Source organism: Actinoplanes sp. NBRC 103695, assembly GCF_030269485.1.
Lineage (GTDB): Bacteria > Actinomycetota > Actinomycetes > Mycobacteriales > Micromonosporaceae > Actinoplanes.
This window is the reverse complement of record NZ_BSTL01000019.1, coordinates 178237-200506: the sequence shown is the minus strand read 5'-3', so window position 1 is coordinate 200506 and position 22270 is coordinate 178237. Positions and strand designations below refer to the sequence as shown.

Genomic DNA, 22270 nt, shown 5'->3' with positions numbered 1-22270 from the left:
TGCTCGACCAGTTTCTCCACCCGGCGGGTCGACACCCCCAGCAGATAGCTGGTGGCCACCACGCTCACGAGGGCTTGCTCGGCGCGGCGGCGGTGCTGCAACAACCAGTCCGGGAAATACGAACCGGTACGCAGCTTCGGGATCGCGAGCTCGACGGTGCCGGCCCGGGTGTCCCACTCCCGGGACCGGTATCCGTTACGCGAGTTGCTCCGCTCATCGCTGCGCTCGCCGTACTCGGCTCCGCACACGGCGTCGGCCTCGGCCGACATCAGTGCGTCGGCGAACGTTTTCACCATCGCCCGCAACAGATCAGGGCTCGCCGATTGAAGATGCTCGCGCAGCACGGCGGCGACGTTCAAACTCGGTTCTACGGCCATCGCAGGTCTCTCCTTCGTGATCTAGACAATCCGAAGGATCTGCGATGGCCGCCTCTCATCACTGCAAAACTGCAGGTCATACACCACTTCGGTGGACGCGACCCAGCGAGTACGACGAGGACTGGTGGGTCAAGGACTGGCTGCAGCGGGAGGGCGGCGGCTCGGGTGTGCTGCCGCCGACGCTCGCCCTGCGCCGTGAGCGCGAGGAGCTCGCGCGGGAGATCGACCGCCGCCCGTCGGAGCAGGCCGTCCGGGAGTACGTGGCGGCGCTGAACGAGCAGATCCGCAAGGCCCGGGTCGGGCTGCTGGACGGGCCGCCGACGCTGCTCCCGCCGGTCGACGCGGACCGGGCGGTCGCGGGGTGGCGGGAACGGCGGCGCGCTACGGGATCTCGGTGATCTCGAGGCTGGGTTTGCCGGTCAGCTTGTCGCAGCGGACGTAGGACAGGTCGATCCGCACGTCGGTGAACTCGAGTTTCGGCAGCGTCAGCGGAGGCGGCCGGTCGGGGGTGAAGGTGACCGGGATGACGCCGAAGAGCTTGCCCTCGAACCTCGGGGTGTAGAAGCGGACGTTGCCGGTCGTGGTCAGGGCGCCGGTCTCGATCCGCGTGGTGTGGCCGCCGGGCTCCCGGATGGTCAGCTTGAACGGCGTGGTCACCGATTCGCGCATGCTGAATTTGAGGACCTTCTTGGGGCCCCTCGCGGTCTTCAGCGTGGTCACGCCGTCGTAGGTGGAGTCGTACATCGTCAGCTTGTCGCCCTCCATCAGGCCGCCGATGATCGCGGCCTGCGGCAGGGCGTCGGGGCCGGCCTTCTTCCCGTAGACGCGCGGGCCCAGGCAGGGGATCTCGTCGTCACCGGGTTCCGGCTCGGTGGTCTTCGTCGGTTTCGCGCTCGGCGTGGGGGTCGGTTTGCCGGTCGGCTTCGGCGCGGGGCCGGTCGTGCTGGGGGAGGGGGACGGGGTCTCCTCGTCGCCGCCGCCGAACAGGTCGCCTACGCCCTCGACGAAGTCGTTCCAGCCGTCGACGATCGGGTTGCCCGTGTCGCCGTCCTCCGCGGGCGCGACGCTGCCGGTCGGCTTGATCGGCGTCTTCCCGGTTTCCTTGGTTCCGCCCTTGCTCTTGCCCGGCTTCCCGGATCTGTCAGGAGAGGCGGAGGACACGCCCTCAGGGCAGGAGGGCTCGGCCCGCGCCGCGGGGGCCTGGCCGCCGAGGACGAGCGCCAGGCTGACCGCCAGCGGGACCGCGATGACGGCCAGGGCCTTGCGGTGTTGTCCGGAGCCGGATCCCGGGACGGTCGATGCCTCGTCCCTCCCGGGTTCAGCGAAAGGGGGCGGCTCGACGGGGGCTTTGGTGGGGGTCCAGGCGATGGCCAGGGCGCCGCCGGCGATGCCGAGCAGCATGCCGACGCCGAAGCCGCCGAGGTTGAGGCCGATCAGCGAGTAGACGGCGGTCAGCAGGGCGATGATCGCGTAGAAGACGCGCTGCGCCGGCGTGAACCAGATCAGCAGGCCGCAGAGCAGGAGCATCAGCGGCAGCAGGTAGGACAGGAAGCCCTCCTGGCCGAAGTGGACCTGCATGGCCTCGAGCGTCAGGTTGGCGCTGAGGAACAGCACGGCCGCGGACAGCACCAGCATCAGCCCGCCCCAGAACGGCCGGGCCCGCCGCCAGCGACCGAAGCGGTGCCGGAGTTCGGTCCTGTTCACGTCAGAAGCATTCCTTCGGCGAGTTACCGAAGTTCAGTTTCAGGCTGAGGCCGGTCAGGTTGAACGTCCCGGCGGTCGTGGAGACCGCGGTCTGCTTCAGGCCGTTGATGAGGATCTTGTCCGACTGCTGGCCGAAACCGCCGGTCTCGCCGTGTGCCTTGGCGCCGCCCTTGGTGAGCGTCCCGGCGTCCTGGCCGATGTTGATGTTGGTGAAGGTGGCGTCGCCGGCGAGGTCCTTCATGCCGATCAGCATGTTGGTGGCGCGGGCCGGTCTACCCGCCTCGGTGCCGGCCGTGATGGTGAGGCTCATCGGGGCGTCCTTGACGCGCACCGACTGGCACAGGTTGGTCAGCTTGGCGGTGGCGATGCCGGACATGGAGACCGGGATCTGCTTGCCCGAGGCGTCCTTGGCCACGCCGCCGTACTGGGAGAACCCGGTGCCGTCGAGCCGGTCGGCGGAGATCTTGAAGTCCTGGCCGGAGACGGCGAAGCTGGCCGCGAGCGCGCCCTGGGACATGCCGGCGAGCAGGCCGCCGGCCACGACGACGGGCACGCCCGCGGCGAGCGCGAACCTGCGCCAGTTGGTCCGTCCGGTAACCGTGTCTGTCACGGGAGGTGCCTTTCTCCGGGAGCCGACTTTCGATGGTTCGACACTGTGCTCCGCCGTGGCGCCGGTCACAACCGGTGAGATTACCGGCGGGTAACCACTGAGCTCCGGATAAGCGTTACCCAACGTCACGGGTACCGGTTCTCTGTCCGTTATGCGAAGAAAACTGATCACCAGATGTGAAGATCACCGAGAAGGTTACGAGTCGGTAACGAAGCCTGGTTTTCACATGGCGCTCATCACCCGCCACGGTCTGCCGATTTGAGGAGGGTGACGACCGAGCACGAGTTGCTGCGCCTGGACGCGCCGCACGGGTACGGAGTGCTCGATGCGCCGGCCGGCGACGAACTGGAGGCCGTCGTCCGGGTCGCCGCCGCCGACGACGCGGACGCCGAGGTGGACCGCACCCCCGCCGGGCACGGCGTCGGCCTGAGCACCTGCCGGCGCATCGCCGAGCGGCACAGCGGCCGGATCTGGGCCGGCGGCACGCCCGGCGGCACCACCATGACCTGCACCCTTCCGGACGCATGACATGTTGCGCAGCATCACGGGCCGGGTCCGTGCCGCGGTGGGCGTGCTCCTCGCGCTCTTCGTCGCGCTGGTGCTGGTCCAGCTCCTCGTGAGCGAGCAGCTGCAGAGCGCGCAGCACCGGCACACCGAACGGCTGGGCGAGGCGCGCGCCGCGAACAAGGCCGTGCTGCAGCACATGACCGACGCCGAGACCGGGGTACGCGGCTTCCAGCTCACCGGCGACCAGGACTTCCTGGCGCCGTACCGGTCGGGGAAGGTGGCCGCGTTCGGCGCCTTCGACCGGGTCGCCGAGCTCTCCGCCGACCCCGAGGTGCGGCGCTTGCTCACCGCCGAGCGCTCGGCCGCGGCGCACTGGCTCTACGCGTACGCGGTGCCGACCGTGAACGCCGGGGTCGCCGACCGCGACGAGAGACTCGCCGCCCGGGGCAAGAGCTCGTTCGACCGGATCCGGGTGGCCAACGCCTCCGTCGACGACGCCCTGCGCGCCGAGCAGCAGTCCGTCACCCGCGGGGACCGGTCCCGCATCCGCACCGCACAGCTGATCTTCGCCGGGCTGGCCGTCGCCTTCCTCGCCCTCGTGGCGTTCTTGGCCGGAGCCCACCGGCGGCACCTGCTCGCGCCGCTCGAACGGCTGCTCGCCGACGAACACGCCCGCCGCGCCCGCCACGAGGTGCGCCAGCAGGTGGCCGCCGAGCTGCGCAGCAACCGGGCCGTGGAGACCACCGCGGTGCGGGTCGCCGAACTGATGGCCGCGGCGTTCGGGGCCGACGAGGTGCACGGGCGGATCACCGCCGGCACGGGCGCGGGAGTCGACGTCCGCTGGCCGACCGGCGCCGCGCCTCTGCCCGCGACGACCGCCGCCGCCGTCCTCGACGGCAAGCCGGGACAGGTGGCCGAGGTCGCGGACGTCCCCGGCGGCATCGCCGTCGCGCTGCCCGGTGACTCCGAGTGCCCGCCCGGCCTGCTCCTGGTGGTGCGCGCGCACCCCGCGGGGTGGGGCGAGGAGGAGCGGCGCCTGCTGGGTGCGCTGGCGAGAGAGATCGAGCACGCGGTACGCCAGCAGCGCCTGCACGTGCGCCAGGCCCGGCTGATCAACGAGCTGCGAACCCTGGACGAGCGCAAGGACGCGTTCGTGGCCACCGTGACCCACGAGCTGCGCACCCCGCTGACCAGCATCCTCGGGTACACCGAGATGCTCACCGACGACGAGGACGACCTCACCCCGCCGCAGCGGCGTGGACTCGAGGCGATCCTGCGCAACGCGCTGCGGCTGCGGGACACCGTGGCCGACCTGCTGCTGCTCGATCCGGGGGCGCAGCGGGCGGGCGGACCACCCGTACCCGTGGATCTGGCCGCACTGACCACCACCGTGGTGGCCGACGTCACCGCGGCCGCGCAGGCGAAGGGCCTGACCTTGACCCTCGAGGCGACGCCCGCGTGGGTGGCGGGCGAGGCGGACCGGCTGACCCGCGCCGTGCGCAACCTGCTGGACAACGCGGTGAAGTTCACGCCCGCCGGCGGACACGTCCGGTGCCGGATCGACGCCGGCCCGGAAACCGCCAGCCTGGAGGTCACCGACACCGGCATCGGGGTGCCCGCCGGCGACCAGCCCGGGCTGTTCACGCCCTTCCACCGGGGCGCCAACGCGATGGACCAGGCGGTGCAGGGATCCGGGCTGGGGCTGGCCATCGTGCACGACATCGTGACCGAGCACGGCGGCGCCGTCTCCGTACGCTCCGCATCGGGCGAGGGGAGCACCTTCACGGTGAGTCTCCCGGTGATCCCCCCGTCCGAAAATCCCCGGCCCGAACGGGAACCGATCGGGCGGTTGGTCGCGAACCAGTAGCAGAGTCGTCTGCACCGGGGAGCGAGACATGAAGCGCATGAGCCCGTTGGCCATCCTGCTGGCCGGCATCAGCGTCGCGGCGGTGATGCTCGGCGTCGGCTGGCAGTGGAACCGGATCGTCGGGCCCCCCGCCGCCGTCCTCGCCGGAGCCTCCGCCGAGCCGTCGCCCGAGATCCCCGGTGGCGCCGGCCCGGTTCCCGAGGACAGCGCCACGCCTCCGCAGGGCAACGGTGGCGAGGCGCCGCCGGTCGACAAGGAGCCGGTCGCCCAGGCGGCGCCGATGACCGGGACGTGGGCCGGGCATCTCAAGGAAGGCTCGCTGGCCATCGCGGCGAAGAACGGCGCGGCCATCGCCTACCTCTGCGACGGCGACAAGCTGGAGGAGTGGATGACCGGCACCGCCATCGGCGGCAAGCTCGACCTGAAGAGCGACGACGGCTCCCGGCTGACCGGCACCGCCGACAAGCTCCAGGCGAAGGGCACGGTGACCGTCGACGACGGCAAGGCCCGCACCTTCGACATCGCCGTGGCCAAGAAGCCGTCCGGGCTCTACCGGTTCGCCAGCCGGGTCCGCGGCGCCAAGATCGTCGGCGGCTGGATCGTGCTCAAGGACGGCCGCCAGGTCGGCCTCGCCACCGTCGACGGCCAGGTCGTCAAGCCGTCCACCCTGGACGTGACCACCGGAAAGGCCACTGTCGGCGGCGAGACGGTCACCGCGGTGCCGGCCGAGGATCGGACATCATGACCGGCCCCGGTGCCGCGATCATCACCGACCGCCTACGATCAGGTGCACCATGGACGACTCCGGGCTGGCGGGCCTCTTCGCGGCGGGGGACGAGGACGGGTTCGCGGCGGTCTACACCGCGTTCCGAGGTCCCGTCTTCGGCATGGCGGTGACCATGTTGACCGACCGGGGGCTGGCCGAGGAGGCCACCCAGCAGGCGTTCATCGGCCTGTGGCGCGGCCGTGGCCGGTTCGACCCGACCCGCGACCTGGCCGCCTGGGTCTTCGGCGTGGCCCGCAAGGCGGCCGTCGACGTCTACCGCCGGGAGCGCCGCGGTCCCGCGACGACCGTCACCGACAACCCGCCGGAGGTCGCGGTGGAGCCGGTCTCCACCGAGCGGCTCTGGGAGGCCTGGCAGGTGCGCCGGGCCGTGGACGAGCTGCCCGCGGACGAGGCGGCGGTGGTCCGGCTCGCCCACTTCTACCAGCTCACGCACAGCGAGATCGCCGCCCAGCTGGGCCTGCCGATCGGCACCGTCAAGTCGCGGTCGCACCGCGCGCACCGGCGGTTGGCGGCGGCTCTGGGGCACCTCCTCGACGAGGATGGGGAGGCCAAGGATGTCTGACGACGCTCTGGACTCGCGCGCCGAGGCGCTCGAGGGTGGCCCGTGCGGGCAGTCCGGCGCGGTCGCACGGGTCGGGTCGTTGCTGTCACATCCGGCGATGTGGGACGCGCCGCCCGAGCTGCCGGGCGGGATCGCCGCGTTGATCGCCCGGGCCGAGGCGGCCTCCGATTCCGACGAAGCACCCGATTCGCCGGTGCCCCTCACGTCCACCGCGCCGTCTTCCTCAGCGCCGTCTTCCTCCGCGCCTTCCCCGACCGCGCCGTCTTCCTCCGCGCCGCCTTCCTCGCGGCCTACGGATGGGCGGCCGGGACGCGGGCCGTCCGGCGACCGCACGCGGCCCGGAGCCGGGCGGCGCCGGCCGCGGCGCTGGGTGATCGCGACGGCCGTGGCATTGGTGCTGGTCGCGGCCGGTATCGGTGGCGTGCTGTCCGCCACCCAGGAGCGGCCGAGCGCCACGATCGAGCTGGCCGGCGGCGGCACCACGCCTCTGGCCCACGGCGAGATCCAGATCATCGAGCGCGACGCCGGCTGGCGCCTGGTCCTCGACGCGACCGGCCTCCCGTCCGCGGCGGCGGGCACCTACTACCAGGGCTGGGCGGTCCGCGACGGCGAGTACGTCCCGCTCGGCACCTTCCACATGCACAAGGAAGGCCGGGTCGAGCTCTGGTCCGGCGTCCCGCTGCGCATGTTCCGCCGCATCGAGATCACCCTTCAGAAGGTCGGCGCGGGCCAACAGCCCGGCACTCCGCTCCTGTCAGGCACTCTCAGCGGGTGACCGCCTCCCGGTGGGTGATGCGGACGGGCATGCCGTCGGCCGGGCGCAAGGTCACCTGGCTCTCGTAGCGAGGCTGCTCCGCCGGGCTCTCGAAGGCGAAGCGCCGGGCCAGCCCCGCCAGCGCGACCGCACCCTCCAGCAGCGAGAAGTGCATGCCGATACAGGTGTGCGGCCCGCCGCCGAACGGGAACCACGCGTACCGGTCGCGGGCCTTCTCCTCCTCGGGCGTGAACCGCTCCGGGTCGAAGCGCAGGGGCTCCGGCCAGTGCGCCGGGTGGCGGTGCACCATCCACGGTGAGACCAGCACGTCGGACCCGGCGGTGATCCGGTAGCCGCCGATCTCGTCGTCCGCGACGGCGCGCCGGCCCATGTTCGGCGCCGAGGGATAGAGCCGCAGCGTCTCCTTCAGGACCCTCATCGTGTACGAGAGCCCGAGCGCCTGTTCCGCGGTCGGCGTCCCGGGCAGCCCGGCCACCTCGGCGCGCAACCGTTCCTGCACCTCCGGATGCGCGCCCAGCCGGTAGATCGCCGAGGTCAGCGCCGTGGCCGTGGTCTCGTGGCCGGCCAGCAGGAAGACCAGGACCTGGGCGCGGATCTCCGCATCGGACAGCGACTTCCCGTCGTCCCGGGCGTCCAGCAGCAGCCCGAGCATGTCCTCGGAGACCTGCCCGGAGGCCCGCCGTGCCGCGATGATGTCGTCACACAGCCCGAACATCACCGCCTGGCCCCGGTGGATCAGCCGGTTGACCGGGACGGGCCACGAGTGCGGGATCCGCACCGGCATGAACGCGCGCCGGCGCACCGCATCGCTGAGCGGGTCGAACCAGCGCTGGATCACCGGCAGCGCGACGTCCACGTCGTTGCCGAAGAGGACCCGGCAGACGATGCGCAGCGTCAGGCGGGTCATCGCCTCGTGCACGTCGACGATCTCACCCGCCGCGCCCTGCCACTCCGCGACCATCCGGTCGGTCTCCGCGCCGAACGTGGCCGCGTACCCGGCCACGCGCCGATGCGTGAACAGCGGCTGCAGGAACCTCTTCTGCCGCTGCCACGTCTCGTCCTGGCTGGTCAGCAGGCCGTCGCCGATCGCGTACCGGACCTCGCCGTAGTTGACGTTGTCCTTGCGGTAGTTGGCCTGGTTGGCGGCGAGCACATGCCGGGCGCCCTCCGGCGTGAAGATCAGGGTGATCTCGCGGCCGAGGCGGGGCGGGCCGAGGCGCATCCGGACCACGTCGCCGTGATCGCGGAACAGCCGCTCACTCAGTGGCAGGAAGCCGCCGCGGAGATCGGGCAGGGAACCGGCCAGGAAGGAGCCGGGTGCCACGGGTGGTCTGTCGATCACGACTCGTCACCTCCGACACCTGTCGTATCAGTCCGAGGGCCGCTCGCGGAAGGCCGGTGTCACGATCTGTGCCGAAAACGGACAAGCGGCGCACAGGGCCGGCACAGCGCCCGCACAGCGCCGCCGGGTTTCGTGGAACTCACACGATCCGTTGAGAGAGGCTGACTTCCATGCCGAACACCGAGGACAACGCCGCGTACGTCCGTCGCGTGCACGACCGGGGCCTGCGGTTCGACCTCCGCACGATGTCCCGGCGCAAGCTGCTCGCCGCGTTCGGCGGCGCGGGCACCCTGGCCGTGCTGGCCGCCTGCGGCGACGACACACCGGCCACGTCCGCGTCGGCGTCGTCGCCGGGCGGGTCGTCGAGCGGGCCGCTGACCGAGGTCGCGTCCGAGACGGCCGGCCCGTACCCCGCCGACGGGTCCAACGGCCCCGACGTGCGCACCCTGGACGGCATCGTTCGCAAGGACATCCGCTCGTCGTTCGGCGACGCCACTGGCACCGCTGCGGGAGTACCCCTGGAATTTGCCCTTGTCGTGCATGACCTGACCGGCAAGCCGGTGACCGGCGCCGCGGTCTACGCGTGGCACTGCGACCGGGAGGGCCGCTACTCGCTGTACTCCGACGGCGTCACCGATCAGAACTATCTGCGGGGCATCCAGGAGACCGACGCCACCGGCACCGCCACCTTCACCAGCATCTTCCCGGCCTGCTACTCGGGCCGGTGGCCGCACATCCACTTCGAGGTGTACTCGTCGCCGGCGAACGCGACGGACGGTGACGGCCCGATCGTGAAGACGTCGCAGATCGCCATCCCGGAGGACGCGGCCGACGCGGTGTACGCCACCGACGGCTACGCCGCGTCGGTCACCAACATGGGCCAGGTGTCGCTGTCGACCGACAACGTGTTCGGCGAGGACTCGGCGGCCACCGAACTCGCCACCATGTCGGGCAGCGTGTCCGCCGGATATCAGGCGTCGCTGACCATCGCGATCGACCCGTCCGGCGAGGAGGAGGGCGGCGGCGCGCCCCCGGCGGGTGGTGGCGGCCCCGGTGGCACCCCGCCGAGCGGCCCGCCGCCGGGTAACTGAGGATGCGCCCGCGCCTCCTCCCGCGCGCCGAGATTCTGAGCCGGCTCCAGCGCCGATCCGGCGCGGCACCAGCCCGAGATCGGTGAGCGCGCCGGCCGGACCGACCGCCAGGCCTGTTGCAACGCTCGGTGACGGAAGCGGTTCTGTCGGCCGCCCTGAACCGGGCGCGCCGGAAACACGTATTACCGGCCGGAGGTGGAGTTGTGATCGTGCTGATGCTGCTCACACTGGTGCTGGGCGGTCTGGTCGTCTTCGCCGCGTGGTGTGCGGTGCGTGACGGGTTCGGACGGCATACCGCCAAGGCGCAGACCGCCCCGCAGATCGAGGTGCTGCCCGACGGGCCGGACAGCCTGGAAGGTGTGCTGGTGGTGCAGCTCGCGGACGGCGAGATCACCCGCGGCCAGTACCGCCGGGCGATGTCCCAGATCGCGGCGCGCGAAGAGGAACGCCGGCCGATGTCGGTGCCGACGGACGACTGACCTCCAGCAGCGCCAGGCGCTTGGTCGCCCTGGTCATCGCCACGTAGAGCGCGTTGCGTCCGCGCGGGGCGGCCATGATCGCGGCCGGGTCGGCGATCAGCACGCTGTCGAATTCCAGACCCTTGATCTGATGTACGCCGAGGACGACTACCTGTTCCGTCAGGTCCGGATCGGGGCCGGACGCCGCGGGCACCTGCTCGCGCACGGCCGCGGCCAGCGCGTCGACTCGGTCATGAGGCGCGATCACGGCAACCATGCCGCCCCGCTCGGCCTCACTCGCGATCAGACGCGCGAGCTCACCCTCGGTGACGGTTGATCTCCAGGGGTGTACGCCGGTGAAGCGCACGGATCGCGGGCGGCCGGCGGCGGGCAACAGTTCCGACGCGGCGTCCATGATCTCCCCGGGTGTGCGGTAGTTGACCGACAGCCGAGCCGCGCGCCAGCGGTCGCCGATGTGCGGGCGCAACGCGTCCTCCCAGGTGGTGACGCCGTCAGGGTCGGCGGTCTGTGCCACGTCGCCGGCGATCGTGAGCGACCGGGCGGGGCAGCGGCGGAAGATCATCCGCCAGGTCATCGGGGTGAGCTCCTGGGCCTCGTCCACCACCACGTGGCCGTAGGCGCGCAGGCCGCCGGTGCCGAGCAGCTCGGCCGCCTCGTCCAGCAGCGGGACGTCGGCCGTGGTCATCGGGGTGCCGGGGGTTCGCTTCAGGAGGTCGCACTCGGTGGTCGTCAGGCGGCCGGCGGCGTGCCGGTGCGGGTCGGCGTAGAGAGCCTCCAGCAACTGCTCCGGAGTCAGCACCGGCCACCACGCTTCGCCCGTCGCGCGTACGGAATCATGGTCTTGATCGTGGGTTTCCTCCAGCCCGAGCGCGGCGAGGTCGGCGCGGACCGCCTCGTCGATGCCCGCCTCGGCGAACGTGTCGGCCGCCTCGGCCTCGAACGTGTCCTCGAGGGCGCGGCGTTCGGCGGCGAAGTGGTCGGCCAGGGCCTCGGCGAAGAGCGGCCGGGTCTGGTTGTGGGGGAGGCCCTCGGCACGCGCGCGGGCGACGGCCTCGGGGAACGGGATCGCGTCCTGGCGGGCGCGGAGCACGTCGGCCAGCAGCTCGGCCATCACGAGGCGGCTCTTGACGGGGTTGTCCTCGGGCGCGGGCGTCACGCCGGGCACGAGTCCCGTCGGGGTTGACAGCGTCACCGCCGTCTCGCCGAGGCCGGGCAGCACCTGGTCGATGTAGCTGAGCAGGGCCGGTGAGGGCGCGACGACGAGCACGCCGCCGGCCGCCAGCCCGGGGCGGTGGTAGAGGAGATACGCGGCGCGGTGCAGGGCCACCGCGGTCTTGCCGGTGCCGGGGCCGCCCTCGATGACCAGGACGCCGGACGGGTCGCCGCGGATGATCGCGTCCTGCTCGGCCTGGATGGTGGCGACGATGTCGGGCATCCGGCCGGTGCGGTCGGCGTCGAAGCGCGGGCCCGCGTCGATGCCCGTCACCCGGCGGCCGTGCGTGCGCAGCAGGACCCGGGGCGTCGTGCCGTCGTAGAACGAGCGTGCGGCAGGCGCACGCCAATCGATGAGCAGCGGCTCGTCGTCGCGCATCAGCGTCACCCGGCCGATCGCGGTCCTGTCGCCGGCCTCGCCCGCCCGGCCGAAGCAGAGCCGGTCCTCCGCGGCCTCCAGCCTGGCCCTGCGTGTCGCCTGCTGCTCCTTGAGCTCGTCCAGGCGGGCGTAGATGGCATCCAGGCGGGCCTGTTCGGCCACAATCTCGTCGCGCATGGCGACCAGACTGCGGCCGAACCGGCACCGAGAAACAGTCTTGTTCTTTCCGGCGGCCTGATCGCCGCTTCTTTCCGGCGGCCTGATCGCCGCGCGGTCAGCTCAGGTGCTGGGCGGCGAAAGTGCGCTCTTCGGCGGGCATCAGGAACCACAGAACCGGGTAGATCAGGAGCTGGCTGCCGGGGATGGCGAGCAGCGTCACCGCGAAGATGAGCCGGGCGATCCAGGGGTCCAGGCCGAAGCGGCGGGCCAGGCCCGCGCACACACCGCCGAGGATGCGTCCGTCGCGCGGCCGGCTGAGACCCTGCCGTGCCATCGAGTCGTGGACGGCGTTCATGATGATCACTCGCTCTCTGTCTGGGCTGCTGTTACATCCCATGATGGGGTCGCGAGTGCCCCAGATTCATCGGGGAAGCCCCGGTCAGGACCCTGATCTGCCCCTGAGCTGGGCGAGGAAGCGCTGGTAGTGCTCGGGGCCCCCGATCGCCCGGCGCAGCTGGGTGGCGACCGCCAGCTCGGCCGGGTCCTGCAGCAGATCGTCGTGCCGGGTGCCGGAGGACGACACGTCGATGGCCGGGAAGATCCGCGACTCGGCCAGCCCGCGGTCCAGTTTCAGCTCCGCGTTGCCGGTGCCCTTGAACTCCTCGAACAGGAACGAGTCCATCACCGAGCCGTTCTCCACCAGGGCCGTCGCGATGATCGTCAGGGAGCCGCCGTTCTCCAGTGCCCGGGCGGCGCCGAGCAGCCTTTTCGGCGGGTACAGCGCCGTCGAGTCGAGGCCGCCGCTGAGCGTGCGCCCGCGGCCCGGGGCCGACAGGTTGTACGCGCGACCCAGCCGGGTGATCGAGTCGAGCAGCAGCACCACGTCCCGGCCGTCCTCGGCGAGGCGTTTGGCCCGCTCGACGGCGAGCTCGGCGAGCGCCGTGTGGTCGTGCGGCGACCGGTCGAACGTCGCCGAGATCACCTCGCCACGCACCGAGCGCTCCATGTCGGTGACCTCCTCCGGGCGCTCGTCGACGAGCAGCACCATCAGATGGCATTCCGGGTGGTTGCGGGTGATCGCGTCGGCGATGGCGTGCAGGATCATCGTCTTGCCGGCCTTCGGCGGGGCGACGATCAGTGCCCGCTGGCCCTTGCCGATCGGCATGACCAGGTCGATGACCCGCGCCGTCAGCTGGGACGGATCGGTCTCGAGGCGGAGCCTGTCGCGGGGATAGATCGGGGTGAGGTCGTAGAAGTTCGGCCTCATGGTCGCCGGATCGCGGCCGTTGAGCTCGTCGACGGTGAGCGTGGCGGGGCGCCGGCCGTTCGTCACCGCGGTGCCGCGGACGTGGTCGCCGCGGCGTAGGCCGGTGGCCTCGATCGGGATGTCCTTCGAGTCGGGCAGGTAGCCCTTCACGCGGATCCAGGCTCGGTTGTCGACGATGTCGACCAGGCCGTTGACGTCGACGGTGGTGCTGGGTGGGCTGGTGGCAGGGCGCTCGTCGGCAGGCCGACTGCTCCCGCGGCGCCGGGCCGGCGCTCTGGTCGGTGTGGTCATGTGTTGGTGCTCCAAGGGATTAGTCAGCACAGCGCTGATGCGCCAGTGCGAGAAAGAAGGCCGCTGAGAGAGGGCCTGTATGCCGCTGCGGGCATGGTCACCGCGCGATGGGCCCAGGTTAGCGCGCGGATGGCGGTTCGGCAATCTTCGACAGGCCGTAACAACGGGCGCGTAACGTCGCCGTGTGGACCTCAACACCGTCGCTGAGGTGATCAGCCCCGCGCGGGCCGGGCAGTGGCGGCCGGGCGACGCCTGGCTGGCCGGGGGGACCGCGCTCTTCGGCGAGCCGAGGCCGTCGGTGCGCCGGCTCCTCGACCTGGCGGCGGCCGGGTGGACCCCGTTGACCGTACGCGACGAGGGCCTGGAGATCGCCGCCACGTGCACGGTGGCCTCGCTGGCGGCCTTCACCGCCGCGCCGCACTTCGAGGCGTTCCACGCGATCGCGGGCGGCTGCTGCCATGCGTTCCTGGCGAGCTTCAAGATCTGGAACGTCGCCACCGTCGGCGGGAACCTGTGCGCCGCGCTGCCGGCCGGCCCGATGATCGCGCTGACCGCCGCCCTGGACGGCGAGTGTCTGTTGCTCGCGCCGGACGGAACGTCGCGCCGGGTGCCGGTCGTCTCCTTCGTCACCGGGAACGGCACGACGGTGCTGGGTGACGGCGAGCTGCTGCGCTCGATCCACCTGCCCGTGGGCGCGCTGACCGGAAAGGCGACGTTCCGGCAGGGGTCGCTGCACACGTACGGCCGGTCGGCGGCGCTGCTCGTCGGCCGGCGCGACGGGGACGGACGCTTCACGCTGATCGTGACGGCGTCCACCTGGCGGCCGTACCGGCTGGTGTTCCGGGCGGTGCCGACGGCCGAGATGCTGCAGGTGGCGCTTTCCGAGGGCGTTCCCGCCGCCGCGTACGTGGACGACGTGCACGGCCTGCCGGTCTGGCGGCGGCACCTCACCCGGATGTACGCGGAGGAGATCCGCCAGGAGCTCGCGCCGTGATCGTCGACGGGGTGCCGGTCGAGGGCCCCGGCCCGCGTCCCGGCCAGTGCCTGCGCACCTACCTGCGGTCGCTGGGCCGCTTCGGCGTGAAGAAGGGCTGCGACACCGGCGACTGCGGGGCGTGCACGGTGCACGTCGACGGGACGCCGGTGCACTCGTGCGTCTATCCCGCCTTCCGCGCCGCCGGCCGCGAGATCACCACGGTCGAAGGGCTCGCCGGCGACGGCACGCTGCACCCGTTGCAGCAGCGATTCCTTGATGCGCAAGGCTTTCAATGCGGATTCTGTACGGCCGGGTACGTGATGACGGCGGCCGCGCTGCCGTCCGGCGTGGACCGGGGGCGGGCCCTCAAGGGGAACCTGTGCCGCTGCACCGGCTACCGCGCGATCGCGGACGCGCTGGACGGTGTGCGTACCGTCGACCCGGTGGAGCAGGGTGCCGCGGTGGGCGCCGGGATGGGCGCTCCCGCCGGCCCTGCCGTCGTCACGGGCACGGCGCGCTACACGTTCGATGTGAACATGCCCGGGCTGCTGCACCTCAAGGTGCTGCGGTCGCCGCACGCGCACGCCCGGATCAGGTCCATCGACGTGTCCGGCGCCCTGGCCGTGCCCGGTGTCCGGCTGGTGCTGACCCACGCGGACGCGCCGGCCCTGCGATATTCGACGGCCCAGCACGAGCACGCGTCGGAGGACCCGTCCGACACCCGGCTCCTCGACGACACGATGCGCTTCACCGGCCAGCGCGTGGCGGCCGTGGTGGCGTCGTCGGAGGCCGCGGCGGAAGAGGGCTGCCGGGCGATCACCGTCGACTGGGAGGTGTTGCCGGCCGTGTTCGACGCCGCCGAGGCGATGCTCCCCGGCGCGCCGCTGCTGCACGGCGAGAGCAACATCGTCGGCCGGTTGCAGGACGAGCTGGGCGACGTCGCCGCCGGCTTCGCGGCGGGCGCGGCCGAGTTCGAGGCGGTCTTCCGTACGCCGCGCGTCCAGCACGCCGCGCTCGAGACCCACGGATCGCTCGGCTGGCTCGACGACGACGGCCGCCTCGTGGTGCGGTCGAGCACGCAGACCCCGTTCCTGACCAGGCGCGCGCTGTGCCGGGTCCTGGACCTGCCCCCGTCCCGGGTCCGCGTCCTGACCGGCCGCGTCGGCGGCGGCTTCGGCGGCAAGCAGGAGATGCTCACCGAAGACCTGGTGGCCCTGGCCGTCCTGCGTACCGGAAGTCCCGTGAAGTGGGAGTTCACCCGCGCGGAACAGTTCGAGGCGGCAACCACCCGGCACGCTTTCACGGTCCGCATGCGCGCGGCGGCCGCAGCCGACGGCACCCTGACGGCGATGGACCTGAAGGTGGTCTCCGACACCGGGGCCTACGGCAACCACGGCCCCGCGGTTCTCTTCCACGGCTGCCACGAGTCGCTGGCGGTCTACCGCTGCCCCAACAAGCGAACCGACGCCCACGCGGTCTACACGAACACGGTTCCGGCCGGGGCCTTCCGCGGCTACGGGCTGGGCCAGGTCTCCTTCGCCGTCGAATCGGTCCTCGACGAGCTGGCCCGGGCCCTCGACCTGGATCCGATCACCTTTCGCGAACGCAACGTCATCCGCCCCGGCGACCCTCTCACCGCGCCCGGTAGTCACGCTGACGACCTGACCGTCGCCAGCTATGGCCTTGACCAATGCCTCGATCACATCCGTGCCGCCCGTTCCATGTCAGACGTTCCGCCCGCTTCCTCGGTGTCCGCCCCCTCCGCGCCCACTTCCCGCGCGCCCACTTCCCGCGCGCCTGCTTCTGTCGCGCCTGCTTCTGTCGCGCCTGCTTCTGTCGCGCCTGCTTCTCTCGCGCCCGGCTCCTCTGCGCCCGCCCCCTCCTCCGCGCCCGCCTTCTCCGCCGCTCTTTCCTCCTCGTGCGCGCCTTCCTCGCCCGGCGGCTCCTCTTTCATCGCGGCGCCGAAGGGCTGGCTGGTCGGGGAAGGCATGGCGATCGCGATGATCGCGGCCGGACCACCCGGGGGCCATTTCGCCGACGCCGTGGCCACGCTGCTCCCGGACGGCACCTACGACCTCGCCGTAGGAACCGCCGAGTTCGGCAACGGCAGCACCACCGTCCACGCCCAGATCGCCGCCGACGCCCTCAACACCACCCCGGACCGGATCACCATCCGCCAGTCCGACACCGACCTCGTCGGCCACGACACCGGCGCCTTCGCCTCAACCGGCGTCGTAGTAGCCGGAAAGGCCGTCCTGCGCGCCGCCCGAGGCCTCAGCGCCCACATCCTGGCAGCCGCCGGCGGCGGAAAGCTGACCGTCGACACCGTCGTAGACGGCCCCACCCTGAAGGAACTCGCCGCGCGCACCCCAACCCCCCTCCGGGCCGAGGGCCACTGGGGTGGCAGCCCCCGCTCGGTAGCCTTCAACGTCCAGTGGTTCCGCATCGCCGTCGACCCCCGAACCGGCGAGCTGAAAATCCTGTCCAGCGTCCACAGCGCCGACGCCGGCACCGTCATGAACCCCCTCCAGATCCGAGGCCAGATCGAAGGCGGCGTGGCCCAGGCCCTGGGCGCCGCGCTGGCGGAACACGTCGACATCGACCCGTCGGGCCGGGTCACCACGGCCGGCTTCCGCCAGTACCACCTGCCCACCTTCGCCGACACCCCGCGCACCGAGGTGCACCTGGCCCAGACCGACGACGCGATCGGCCCGCTGGGCGCCAAGTCGATGAGCGAGAGCCCCTTCAACCCCGTCGCCCCCGCCCTGGCCAACGCGCTACGCGACGCCACCGGCATCCGCTTCACCGAGCCACCTTTCACCCGCGACCGCATCTGGCTCGAACTCAGCCGCCAGCCCACCCACGGCCCCTGAACTGCCAACCCCTCACCCGCTCCCCTCGACCCGCTGCCACATCCGCGATTCGCCGCGCTGCCTCGCCCGTGTCGTGCCGTCCTGCCCCTCGCCCGGCGCTGTCCCGCCTCGCCCCGCGCTGTCTTGAACCCCCAGCGGTTTCATGTTGCGCCGCCGCTTTGACCGCGCTGCCTCCCCGCGGGGCCGTCTTGCCTCGCACCGTCTCGCACCGCTTCGGTCCTCGCGGGTGCGCCCTGCTGTCAGGCCATGCGGTCGATCGCTGCAACGACTGCGTCGGTGGTGATCGGAAGGTCGCGGACGCGAACCCCGATCGCCGCCGCGACGGCATTGCCGACAGCCGCCGCCGTCGGTCCCTGAGCGGCCTCGCCCGCGCCGGCCGACGGATCGCCCGGACTCTCCACGAGGGTCACGTCGACGGATGGCACCTCGGAGAACCGCAGGATCGGATAGCTCAGCCAGTCGACGCTCGTCACCTGCCGCCGATCGAACCGGACCCTCTCACGCACCGTCCAACTCGTCGCCTGAACCGCCCCTCCCTCGATCTGGTTCCGTACACCATCCGGATTGATCACCCGCCCCACGTCCACCGCGATCGTCAGCCGCTCCACCCGGACGTCCGCGTCAGCCGCGACCCGCGCCACCACCGCGCAGTAACCGCCACGCCCCTTGTACCGCGCGTAGCCGATGCCGAGCCCGGTGCCCTCCGGCAGGGAACGGCCCCACCCCGCCGCCTCCGCCGCCGTCTCGAGAACTCGCCGGCCGCGCGGATCGGTCAGATGCTCCAGCCGGTAGGCGAGCGCGTCCCGGCCGGCCCGTTCAGCCGCCTCGTCGAGGAACGACTCGATGGCGAACACGTTGAGGAACGCCCCGAGTGCCCGCATCGCCGAGCTTCGGATCGGCGTCTCGAGCAGCCGATGGCCGGTGATCCGTCGCCGTGGCACGTCGTACCCGGGCACCGCGTTGCGCATGGTCCCGTGACCTGACGCCGCGGAGGGGTCCACGGCCGCCGGGTAGTCGGCGGGCGCCGCGAGCGTCGTCGCCGCGAGCAGCCCCGGAACCCCCGCGTAGCCGGGCCGCGCCAGGTGCCCCTGGCTGAACACGTCGTACCGCCACGAGCTGATCCGCCCGTCCGCCCCGAGTGTCGCGATGACGTCCGCGGTCATCGCCGAGGCGAACGGCGCCCACGACAGCTCGTCCTGCCGTGACCACAGCACCTGAACGGGCACCCCGGGGACCGCCCGCGCGAGTAGCACCGCATCGAACGCCGCGTCGTCCGCGGCGTTGTGCCCGTAGCAACCGGCGCCTTCCACGTGTCGCACCTCGACGTTGCCGGGATCGAGCCCGAGCGCCCCGGCGATCGCCCGGCCGAGCGGGTACACGCCCTGACTGTGCGACCAGACCTCCACGTGGTCGTCGGCCGTCCATCGGGCGATGCCACAGCTCGGCGCGATGGACGCGTGCGCGAGGAACGGCCGGCTGTAGATGGCGGTCAGCGTCGCGTCGTCCGGCGGCGGCGTCTCGCCGTCGTCGGCCACGGCGAGGATCTCGTGCGGTCCGTCGCGCAGGAACTTGCCGAGGTCGTTCTCGTCCGGCAACGAGTCGTGCTCCCGCCACACCGACGCCGCCCGCAGCGCCTCCGCCGCGCGGACGACCACTGCCTCGTCCGGGCCGATCACCCCCAGGAAGGAACCGTCCCGGACGACCGTGAGATCGGTGGGGTAGTCCACCGACACCAGCGCCGCGCCCCGCGACGGCGGCCGGATCACCCGCCCGAACAGCTGGCCGGGCAACCGCATGTCCTGCAGGTAGCGAGGTCGCCCGTACACCTTGTCGGGCAGATCGAGCCGGGGAACGTCACGGCCCACCAGCGCACCCGCGGCGTTCAGCGGGACATCCGGATCGGCCGGCACGTCCAGGTCGACCTCGTCGGCATGCTCCGCAAACGGCCGACCGGCGAACAGCGCTCGAACGTTGGCAGCCGCGACACGGACCGCAGCACCGGCATCCGTCACGGACATGCTGCCGGCGGTGACCCCCTCGTCGGGGCCGTCGGGGCCGGCCGCCCGCATCCGTACCGACGCCAGGCCGACGCCGAGCTCGTCGGCGGCGATCTGCGCCAGTGCGGTCAGGATGCCCTGGCCGAGCTCGACCTTCCCGACCCTGAGGTCGACCGTGCCGTCGCGGTGAACGGTGATCCAGCGCGAGAGGATCGGATTGGCTGCAAGATCCTTGGGCAGGGCTGCCATCACGCCTCCGTCCCCGTGCCGGATGATCTGTCGCTGTCGCTGTCGCTGTCGCTGTCGCTGTCGCTGTCGCTGTCGCGCCGACCGGCTTGCAGGACGGCCTCGACCATGCGTTGCTGGGCGCCGCACCGGCACAGGTGGCGGTCGAGGGCGGACATGACCGCTTCGCGTGACGGCTCGGCGTCGCGTTCGAGCAGCGCCGCCGCGGTCATGACGATGCCAGTCACGCAGTAGCCGCACTGTGCGGCCTGGCCGTCCAGGAACGCCTCCTGCACCGGATGCGGCGACAGGCCCTCGACGGTCACCACCGACTTGCCCCGCAGCGACCACAGGGGCGTGTCACAGGACGGGACCGGAGTGCCGTCGACGTGGACCATGCACGCACCGCAGACCCCGACCCCGCAGCCGAAGCGGGCGCCGAGCAGGCCGAGGTCGTTGCGCAGGGCGTACAGCAGCGGTGTGCCGGGGTCCGCGTCGATGTCGCGTGGCTCGCCGTTCACCGTGATGGTCGTCGTCATGGTTTCGCCCCGAACACCTCGGGATGGTGGCCGAGCTCGATCCGGGTACGGCGGATGTGCCCGGCGATGAAGCGTCCGGCGTCGACCTCGTCCCGCCGGAACATCGCGTCGATGATCAGCCGGTGCTCGGCGTTCACCACCCACATCCGGCTGGGACCGCTGATCCGCACGAAAGCCCGGCGGTAGTGCTGGGTCGAGTTCCACAACCGGTGGATGGTGGTGCTGAGCTGCTCTGTCCGGCAGCCGGCGTAGGTGAGCAGGTGGAACTCGCGGTCCAGCTCGAGGAAGCCGTGCACGTCCGCCCCCTGCTCGATCTCGTCCTGAAGCTCGACCAGCCGGTAGAGGTCGGACTCGTCCAGTTGCGGCAGGCTCTCGGTCACGGCCAGCGGCTCGAGCTGCTCGCGCATCCGGTACATCACGTCGACCTCATGCATGCTGAGCCGCGGCACGCGGGCGCCCTTGTTGGGCTCGTTCTCGATGAGGCCCTCGGCGGCCAGCATCTGGAGCGCTTCGCGGACCGGCAGGCGGCTCGCGCCGAGTTGCTGCGCCACATCCTCCTGCCGAACCCGGTCGCCGGGGCCGAGTGCGCCACCGAGGATGGCGTCTCGCAGGTGGGTGGCGACCCGCTGCGTGGCGACCGTCATGCCGGCGCCCCAGCCGCGGGCCCGGCATTGAAGAAGGCCCGCCCGTGCGGGTAGGAGCCCGGTTCGAACCGCGTGCCCACAACCTTCCTCCTCTGTGTTGGCGGGTATTGGATCCAATCAGAGCCTAGTCTGCCGAAGCTGACGGCGCCAGGGTTGAAATTGGATCCAATCATGTGGTTGGCTTGTCGTCGGGAACGAAGGAGGACCCGATGCCCGGACACCGCGCATTGCAGACGCGACGGCAGGCTGAGAAGACGACCGAGGGCGCCTCCGTCTGCTGTCGAGACGAGATCCACCGCGTGTCGGACCTTCCGTCCATCGCGCACCCGGCGATCGCCGACTGGACGCACACTCAGCTTCGCTGGAGTGGCGATGTCCATTGATCTCAATGTCCGAACCTTCGTGTGTCTCCGGCGCCGGAAGGCGGGGCGGGCGGATACATTGCTCAAGGCCGATCCCGCCGTGGTCGAGGGAGAGCGATGTCCGACGCTGACGCGCACGTGCAGGCGCTGCGTACGCTCATCTCGGTCAGCAAACGCGTGCACGGCAGCCTCGACCTCACCGAGACGTTGGACGCGGTCGCCGAGGGTGTCGTGGAGGCGGCCGGGTTCGGGCTCGCGGTCGTCAACCTGGCCGAGCCCAACGGCGACTTCACGGTCGTGTCCGCCGCCGGCAGCGACAAGCTTCGCCGCGAGATGGTGGGCACCAAGGGGAGCGCGGACAACTGGCACGAGCTCTTCCGGCGGGCGGACCGATGGGACAACCTCTACTTCGTCGACCACCGCAAGGGCGTGCCGGAGAGCCTCTACACGTGGGTTCCCGACATCCCGGTTCCCCAGGACCCGGACGCCTGGCACCCGCTGGACTGCCTGTTCGCGCCGCTCATGGCACCGGGTGGAGCCTGGGTCGGGGTGCTCAGCGTCGATCTGCCGCTCAGCGGGATGCGGCCCGGGCCGGAACAGCGGGAGATCCTCTCGCTGTTCGCGGAGCACGCGGCTATCGCGATCCTGCACGCCCGGATGCATTCGGCGCTCGAGCACAACCAGCATGAGCTGCGGCACGCGGCCACCCACGACTCGCTCACCGGGCTCGCCAACAGGGCGTTCCTGCGGGACCGGGTCAACGCTCTCCTGCGCGAGCCGGGGCGCGAGGTCGGGGTGCTCGTGCTCGACCTGAACGGTTTCAAGCGGGTCAACGACGCCGCCGGTCACGAGGCGGGCGACGAGGTTCTGCGGGTGGTGGCCCGGCGGATGCGCCGGCATATCCGTGAGGGGGACGTGCTGGCGCGGATGGGCGGCGACGAGTTCCTGGTGGTGCTCTCCGGCGAGAACCTGGCCGGGCCGTTGCGTGAGACGGCCGACCGGCTCCGGGAGGTCGTGAGCAAGCCGATCGAGACGGCGACCGGCGTTCACTTCGTCGGCGCGAGCGTCGGGTCGGCACTCGGCACCGCGGGGGACGACTTCGGCGAGCTGGTCGCGACGGCGGACGCCGAGATGTACCGGGTCAAGCGTCAGCGGCGCCTCCGCGCCGGCAACCCGAGCATCCCGGCGTAACCGGCAGGACGTCTGGGCCGGCACGAGCGCCTCGGCGCGGTGCGGCGAGCGGGT

21 protein-coding genes are annotated in these 22270 nt (G+C 71.7%); 11 read left to right on the top strand and 10 right to left on the bottom strand.

The window, feature by feature from the left end; all coding sequences use genetic code 11:
* Window positions 1-377: transposase (locus QSK31_RS31865; protein ID WP_285688271.1), on the bottom strand; the 377-nt coding region annotated here is incomplete at its 3' end.
* A 44-nt stretch (window positions 378-421) separates the two neighbouring features.
* Between QSK31_RS31865 and QSK31_RS31860 the strand changes: the two genes are divergently transcribed.
* Window positions 422-775 (top strand): DUF1992 domain-containing protein, encoded by a 354-nt coding sequence (locus QSK31_RS31860; protein ID WP_285688270.1) that lies wholly within the window; start codon window positions 422-424, stop codon window positions 773-775.
* Here the strand turns inward: QSK31_RS31860 and QSK31_RS31855 are convergent.
* Together QSK31_RS31855 and QSK31_RS31850 are read right to left on the bottom strand one after the other, a co-directional pair.
* Window positions 759-2081 carry a DUF6114 domain-containing protein gene (locus QSK31_RS31855; protein ID WP_285688269.1) on the bottom strand — a complete coding sequence of 441 codons (1323 nt, stop codon included), beginning with the start codon at window positions 2079-2081 and terminating at the stop codon, window positions 759-761. The two genes, QSK31_RS31860 and QSK31_RS31855, sit on opposite strands and share 17 nt — an antisense overlap.
* Before the next feature lies 1 nt (window position 2082).
* Window positions 2083-2691, bottom strand: coding sequence for a DUF6230 family protein (locus QSK31_RS31850; protein WP_502873035.1), 609 nt, complete (start codon window positions 2689-2691; stop codon window positions 2083-2085).
* 267 nt (window positions 2692-2958) lie between these two features.
* Here QSK31_RS31850 and QSK31_RS31845 point away from each other — a divergent pair, with 267 nt between their 5' ends.
* The 5 genes from QSK31_RS31845 to QSK31_RS31825 are packed head-to-tail and all read left to right on the top strand — an operon-like array spanning window position 2959 to window position 7189.
* Window positions 2959-3219, top strand: a complete 261-nt coding sequence (locus QSK31_RS31845; protein ID WP_285688275.1) for an ATP-binding protein — start codon at window positions 2959-2961, stop codon at window positions 3217-3219.
* Window position 3220: 1 nt separating this feature from the next.
* Window positions 3221-5065 carry a sensor histidine kinase gene (locus QSK31_RS31840; protein WP_285688268.1) on the top strand — a complete coding sequence of 615 codons (1845 nt, stop codon included), beginning with the start codon at window positions 3221-3223 and terminating at the stop codon, window positions 5063-5065.
* Between the two features lie 28 nt (window positions 5066-5093).
* On the top strand, window positions 5094-5810 hold the full coding sequence (locus tag QSK31_RS31835) for a hypothetical protein (RefSeq protein WP_285688267.1): 717 nt from the start codon (window positions 5094-5096) through the stop codon (window positions 5808-5810).
* A gap of 49 nt (window positions 5811-5859) precedes the next feature.
* Window positions 5860-6414 carry an RNA polymerase sigma factor gene (locus QSK31_RS31830; protein WP_285688266.1) on the top strand — a complete coding sequence of 185 codons (555 nt, stop codon included), beginning with the start codon at window positions 5860-5862 and terminating at the stop codon, window positions 6412-6414.
* Window positions 6407-7189: an anti-sigma factor gene (locus QSK31_RS31825; protein WP_285688265.1), complete on the top strand. Its 783-nt coding sequence runs from the start codon at window positions 6407-6409 to the stop codon at window positions 7187-7189. The genes QSK31_RS31830 and QSK31_RS31825 overlap by 8 nt, the downstream gene beginning before the upstream one ends.
* On the opposite strand, the gene QSK31_RS31820 is transcribed toward QSK31_RS31825, so the two are convergent.
* Window positions 7179-8531, bottom strand: a complete 1353-nt coding sequence (locus QSK31_RS31820; protein WP_285688264.1) for a cytochrome P450 — start codon at window positions 8529-8531, stop codon at window positions 7179-7181. The genes QSK31_RS31825 and QSK31_RS31820 overlap by 11 nt on opposite strands.
* Before the next feature lie 170 nt (window positions 8532-8701).
* Here QSK31_RS31820 and QSK31_RS31815 point away from each other — a divergent pair, with 170 nt between their 5' ends.
* Together QSK31_RS31815 and QSK31_RS31810 are read left to right on the top strand one after the other, a co-directional pair.
* On the top strand, window positions 8702-9622 hold the full coding sequence (locus QSK31_RS31815; RefSeq protein ID WP_285688263.1) for a dioxygenase family protein: 921 nt from the start codon (window positions 8702-8704) through the stop codon (window positions 9620-9622).
* Window positions 9623-9825: 203 nt separating this feature from the next.
* Window positions 9826-10101: a hypothetical protein gene (locus QSK31_RS31810; RefSeq protein WP_285688261.1), complete on the top strand. Its 276-nt coding sequence runs from the start codon at window positions 9826-9828 to the stop codon at window positions 10099-10101.
* On the opposite strand, the gene QSK31_RS31805 is transcribed toward QSK31_RS31810, so the two are convergent.
* From QSK31_RS31805 to rho, 3 genes are all read right to left on the bottom strand, one after another.
* Window positions 10013-11869, bottom strand: coding sequence for a HelD family protein (locus QSK31_RS31805; protein ID WP_285688260.1), 1857 nt, complete (start codon window positions 11867-11869; stop codon window positions 10013-10015). The two genes, QSK31_RS31810 and QSK31_RS31805, sit on opposite strands and share 89 nt — an antisense overlap.
* A 97-nt stretch (window positions 11870-11966) precedes the next feature.
* Window positions 11967-12206, bottom strand: a complete 240-nt coding sequence (locus tag QSK31_RS31800) for a PspC domain-containing protein (RefSeq protein WP_285688259.1) — start codon at window positions 12204-12206, stop codon at window positions 11967-11969.
* Between the two features lie 84 nt (window positions 12207-12290).
* Complete coding sequence (rho, locus tag QSK31_RS31795; protein WP_285688258.1) at window positions 12291-13409, bottom strand: transcription termination factor Rho; 1119 nt, start codon at window positions 13407-13409, stop codon at window positions 12291-12293.
* Window positions 13410-13593: 184 nt separating this feature from the next.
* Between rho and QSK31_RS31790 the strand changes: the two genes are divergently transcribed.
* Window positions 13594-14403 carry an FAD binding domain-containing protein gene (locus QSK31_RS31790; protein WP_285688257.1) on the top strand — a complete coding sequence of 270 codons (810 nt, stop codon included), beginning with the start codon at window positions 13594-13596 and terminating at the stop codon, window positions 14401-14403.
* Window positions 14400-17258, top strand: a complete 2859-nt coding sequence (locus QSK31_RS31785; RefSeq protein ID WP_285688256.1) for a molybdopterin-dependent oxidoreductase — start codon at window positions 14400-14402, stop codon at window positions 17256-17258. The genes QSK31_RS31790 and QSK31_RS31785 overlap by 4 nt, the downstream gene beginning before the upstream one ends.
* Before the next feature lie 239 nt (window positions 17259-17497).
* On the opposite strand, the gene QSK31_RS31780 is transcribed toward QSK31_RS31785, so the two are convergent.
* Genes QSK31_RS31780 through QSK31_RS31770 form a run of 3 tightly spaced genes read right to left on the bottom strand, consistent with a single transcriptional unit; the run spans window position 17498 to window position 20663 of the window.
* Entirely contained in the window at window positions 17498-19504 is a 2007-nt protein-coding gene (locus QSK31_RS31780) for a molybdopterin cofactor-binding domain-containing protein (RefSeq protein WP_502873034.1), read from the bottom strand.
* A complete protein-coding gene (locus tag QSK31_RS31775; RefSeq protein ID WP_285688254.1) occupies window positions 19504-20019 on the bottom strand; it encodes a (2Fe-2S)-binding protein in 516 nt (171 codons plus the stop codon). The genes QSK31_RS31780 and QSK31_RS31775 overlap by 1 nt, the downstream gene beginning before the upstream one ends.
* Window positions 20016-20663, bottom strand: coding sequence for a GntR family transcriptional regulator (locus QSK31_RS31770; RefSeq protein ID WP_285688253.1), 648 nt, complete (start codon window positions 20661-20663; stop codon window positions 20016-20018). The genes QSK31_RS31775 and QSK31_RS31770 overlap by 4 nt, the downstream gene beginning before the upstream one ends.
* 479 nt (window positions 20664-21142) lie before the next feature.
* On the opposite strand from QSK31_RS31770, the gene QSK31_RS31765 reads away from it, so the two are divergent.
* The gene (locus tag QSK31_RS31765; protein WP_285688252.1) at window positions 21143-22216 is read left to right on the top strand and encodes a sensor domain-containing diguanylate cyclase; all 1074 of its coding nucleotides are present in this window, start codon (window positions 21143-21145) and stop codon (window positions 22214-22216) included.
* Window positions 22217-22270: the final 54 nt, after the last annotated feature.

Excerpts from the sequence above, each read along its gene's own strand:
- QSK31_RS31860 (WP_285688270.1), top strand. The coding sequence starts at position 422 with ATGGCCGCCTCTCATCACTGCAAAACTGCAGGTCATACACCACTTCGG.
- QSK31_RS31840 (WP_285688268.1), top strand. The coding sequence starts at position 3,221 with ATGTTGCGCAGCATCACGGGCCGGGTCCGTGCCGCGGTGGGCGTGCTC.
- QSK31_RS31835 (WP_285688267.1), top strand. The coding sequence starts at position 5,094 with ATGAAGCGCATGAGCCCGTTGGCCATCCTGCTGGCCGGCATCAGCGTC.
- QSK31_RS31830 (WP_285688266.1), top strand. The coding sequence starts at position 5,860 with ATGGACGACTCCGGGCTGGCGGGCCTCTTCGCGGCGGGGGACGAGGAC.
- QSK31_RS31825 (WP_285688265.1), top strand. The coding sequence starts at position 6,407 with ATGTCTGACGACGCTCTGGACTCGCGCGCCGAGGCGCTCGAGGGTGGC.
- QSK31_RS31815 (WP_285688263.1), top strand. The coding sequence starts at position 8,702 with ATGCCGAACACCGAGGACAACGCCGCGTACGTCCGTCGCGTGCACGAC.
- QSK31_RS31805 (WP_285688260.1), bottom strand. The coding sequence starts at position 11,869 with ATGCGCGACGAGATTGTGGCCGAACAGGCCCGCCTGGATGCCATCTAC.
- QSK31_RS31800 (WP_285688259.1), bottom strand. The coding sequence starts at position 12,206 with ATGAACGCCGTCCACGACTCGATGGCACGGCAGGGTCTCAGCCGGCCG.
- rho (WP_285688258.1), bottom strand. The coding sequence starts at position 13,409 with ATGACCACACCGACCAGAGCGCCGGCCCGGCGCCGCGGGAGCAGTCGG.
- QSK31_RS31780 (WP_502873034.1), bottom strand. The coding sequence starts at position 19,504 with ATGGCAGCCCTGCCCAAGGATCTTGCAGCCAATCCGATCCTCTCGCGC.
- QSK31_RS31775 (WP_285688254.1), bottom strand. The coding sequence starts at position 20,019 with ATGACGACGACCATCACGGTGAACGGCGAGCCACGCGACATCGACGCG.
- QSK31_RS31770 (WP_285688253.1), bottom strand. The coding sequence starts at position 20,663 with ATGACGGTCGCCACGCAGCGGGTCGCCACCCACCTGCGAGACGCCATC.
- QSK31_RS31765 (WP_285688252.1), top strand. The coding sequence starts at position 21,143 with ATGTCCGACGCTGACGCGCACGTGCAGGCGCTGCGTACGCTCATCTCG.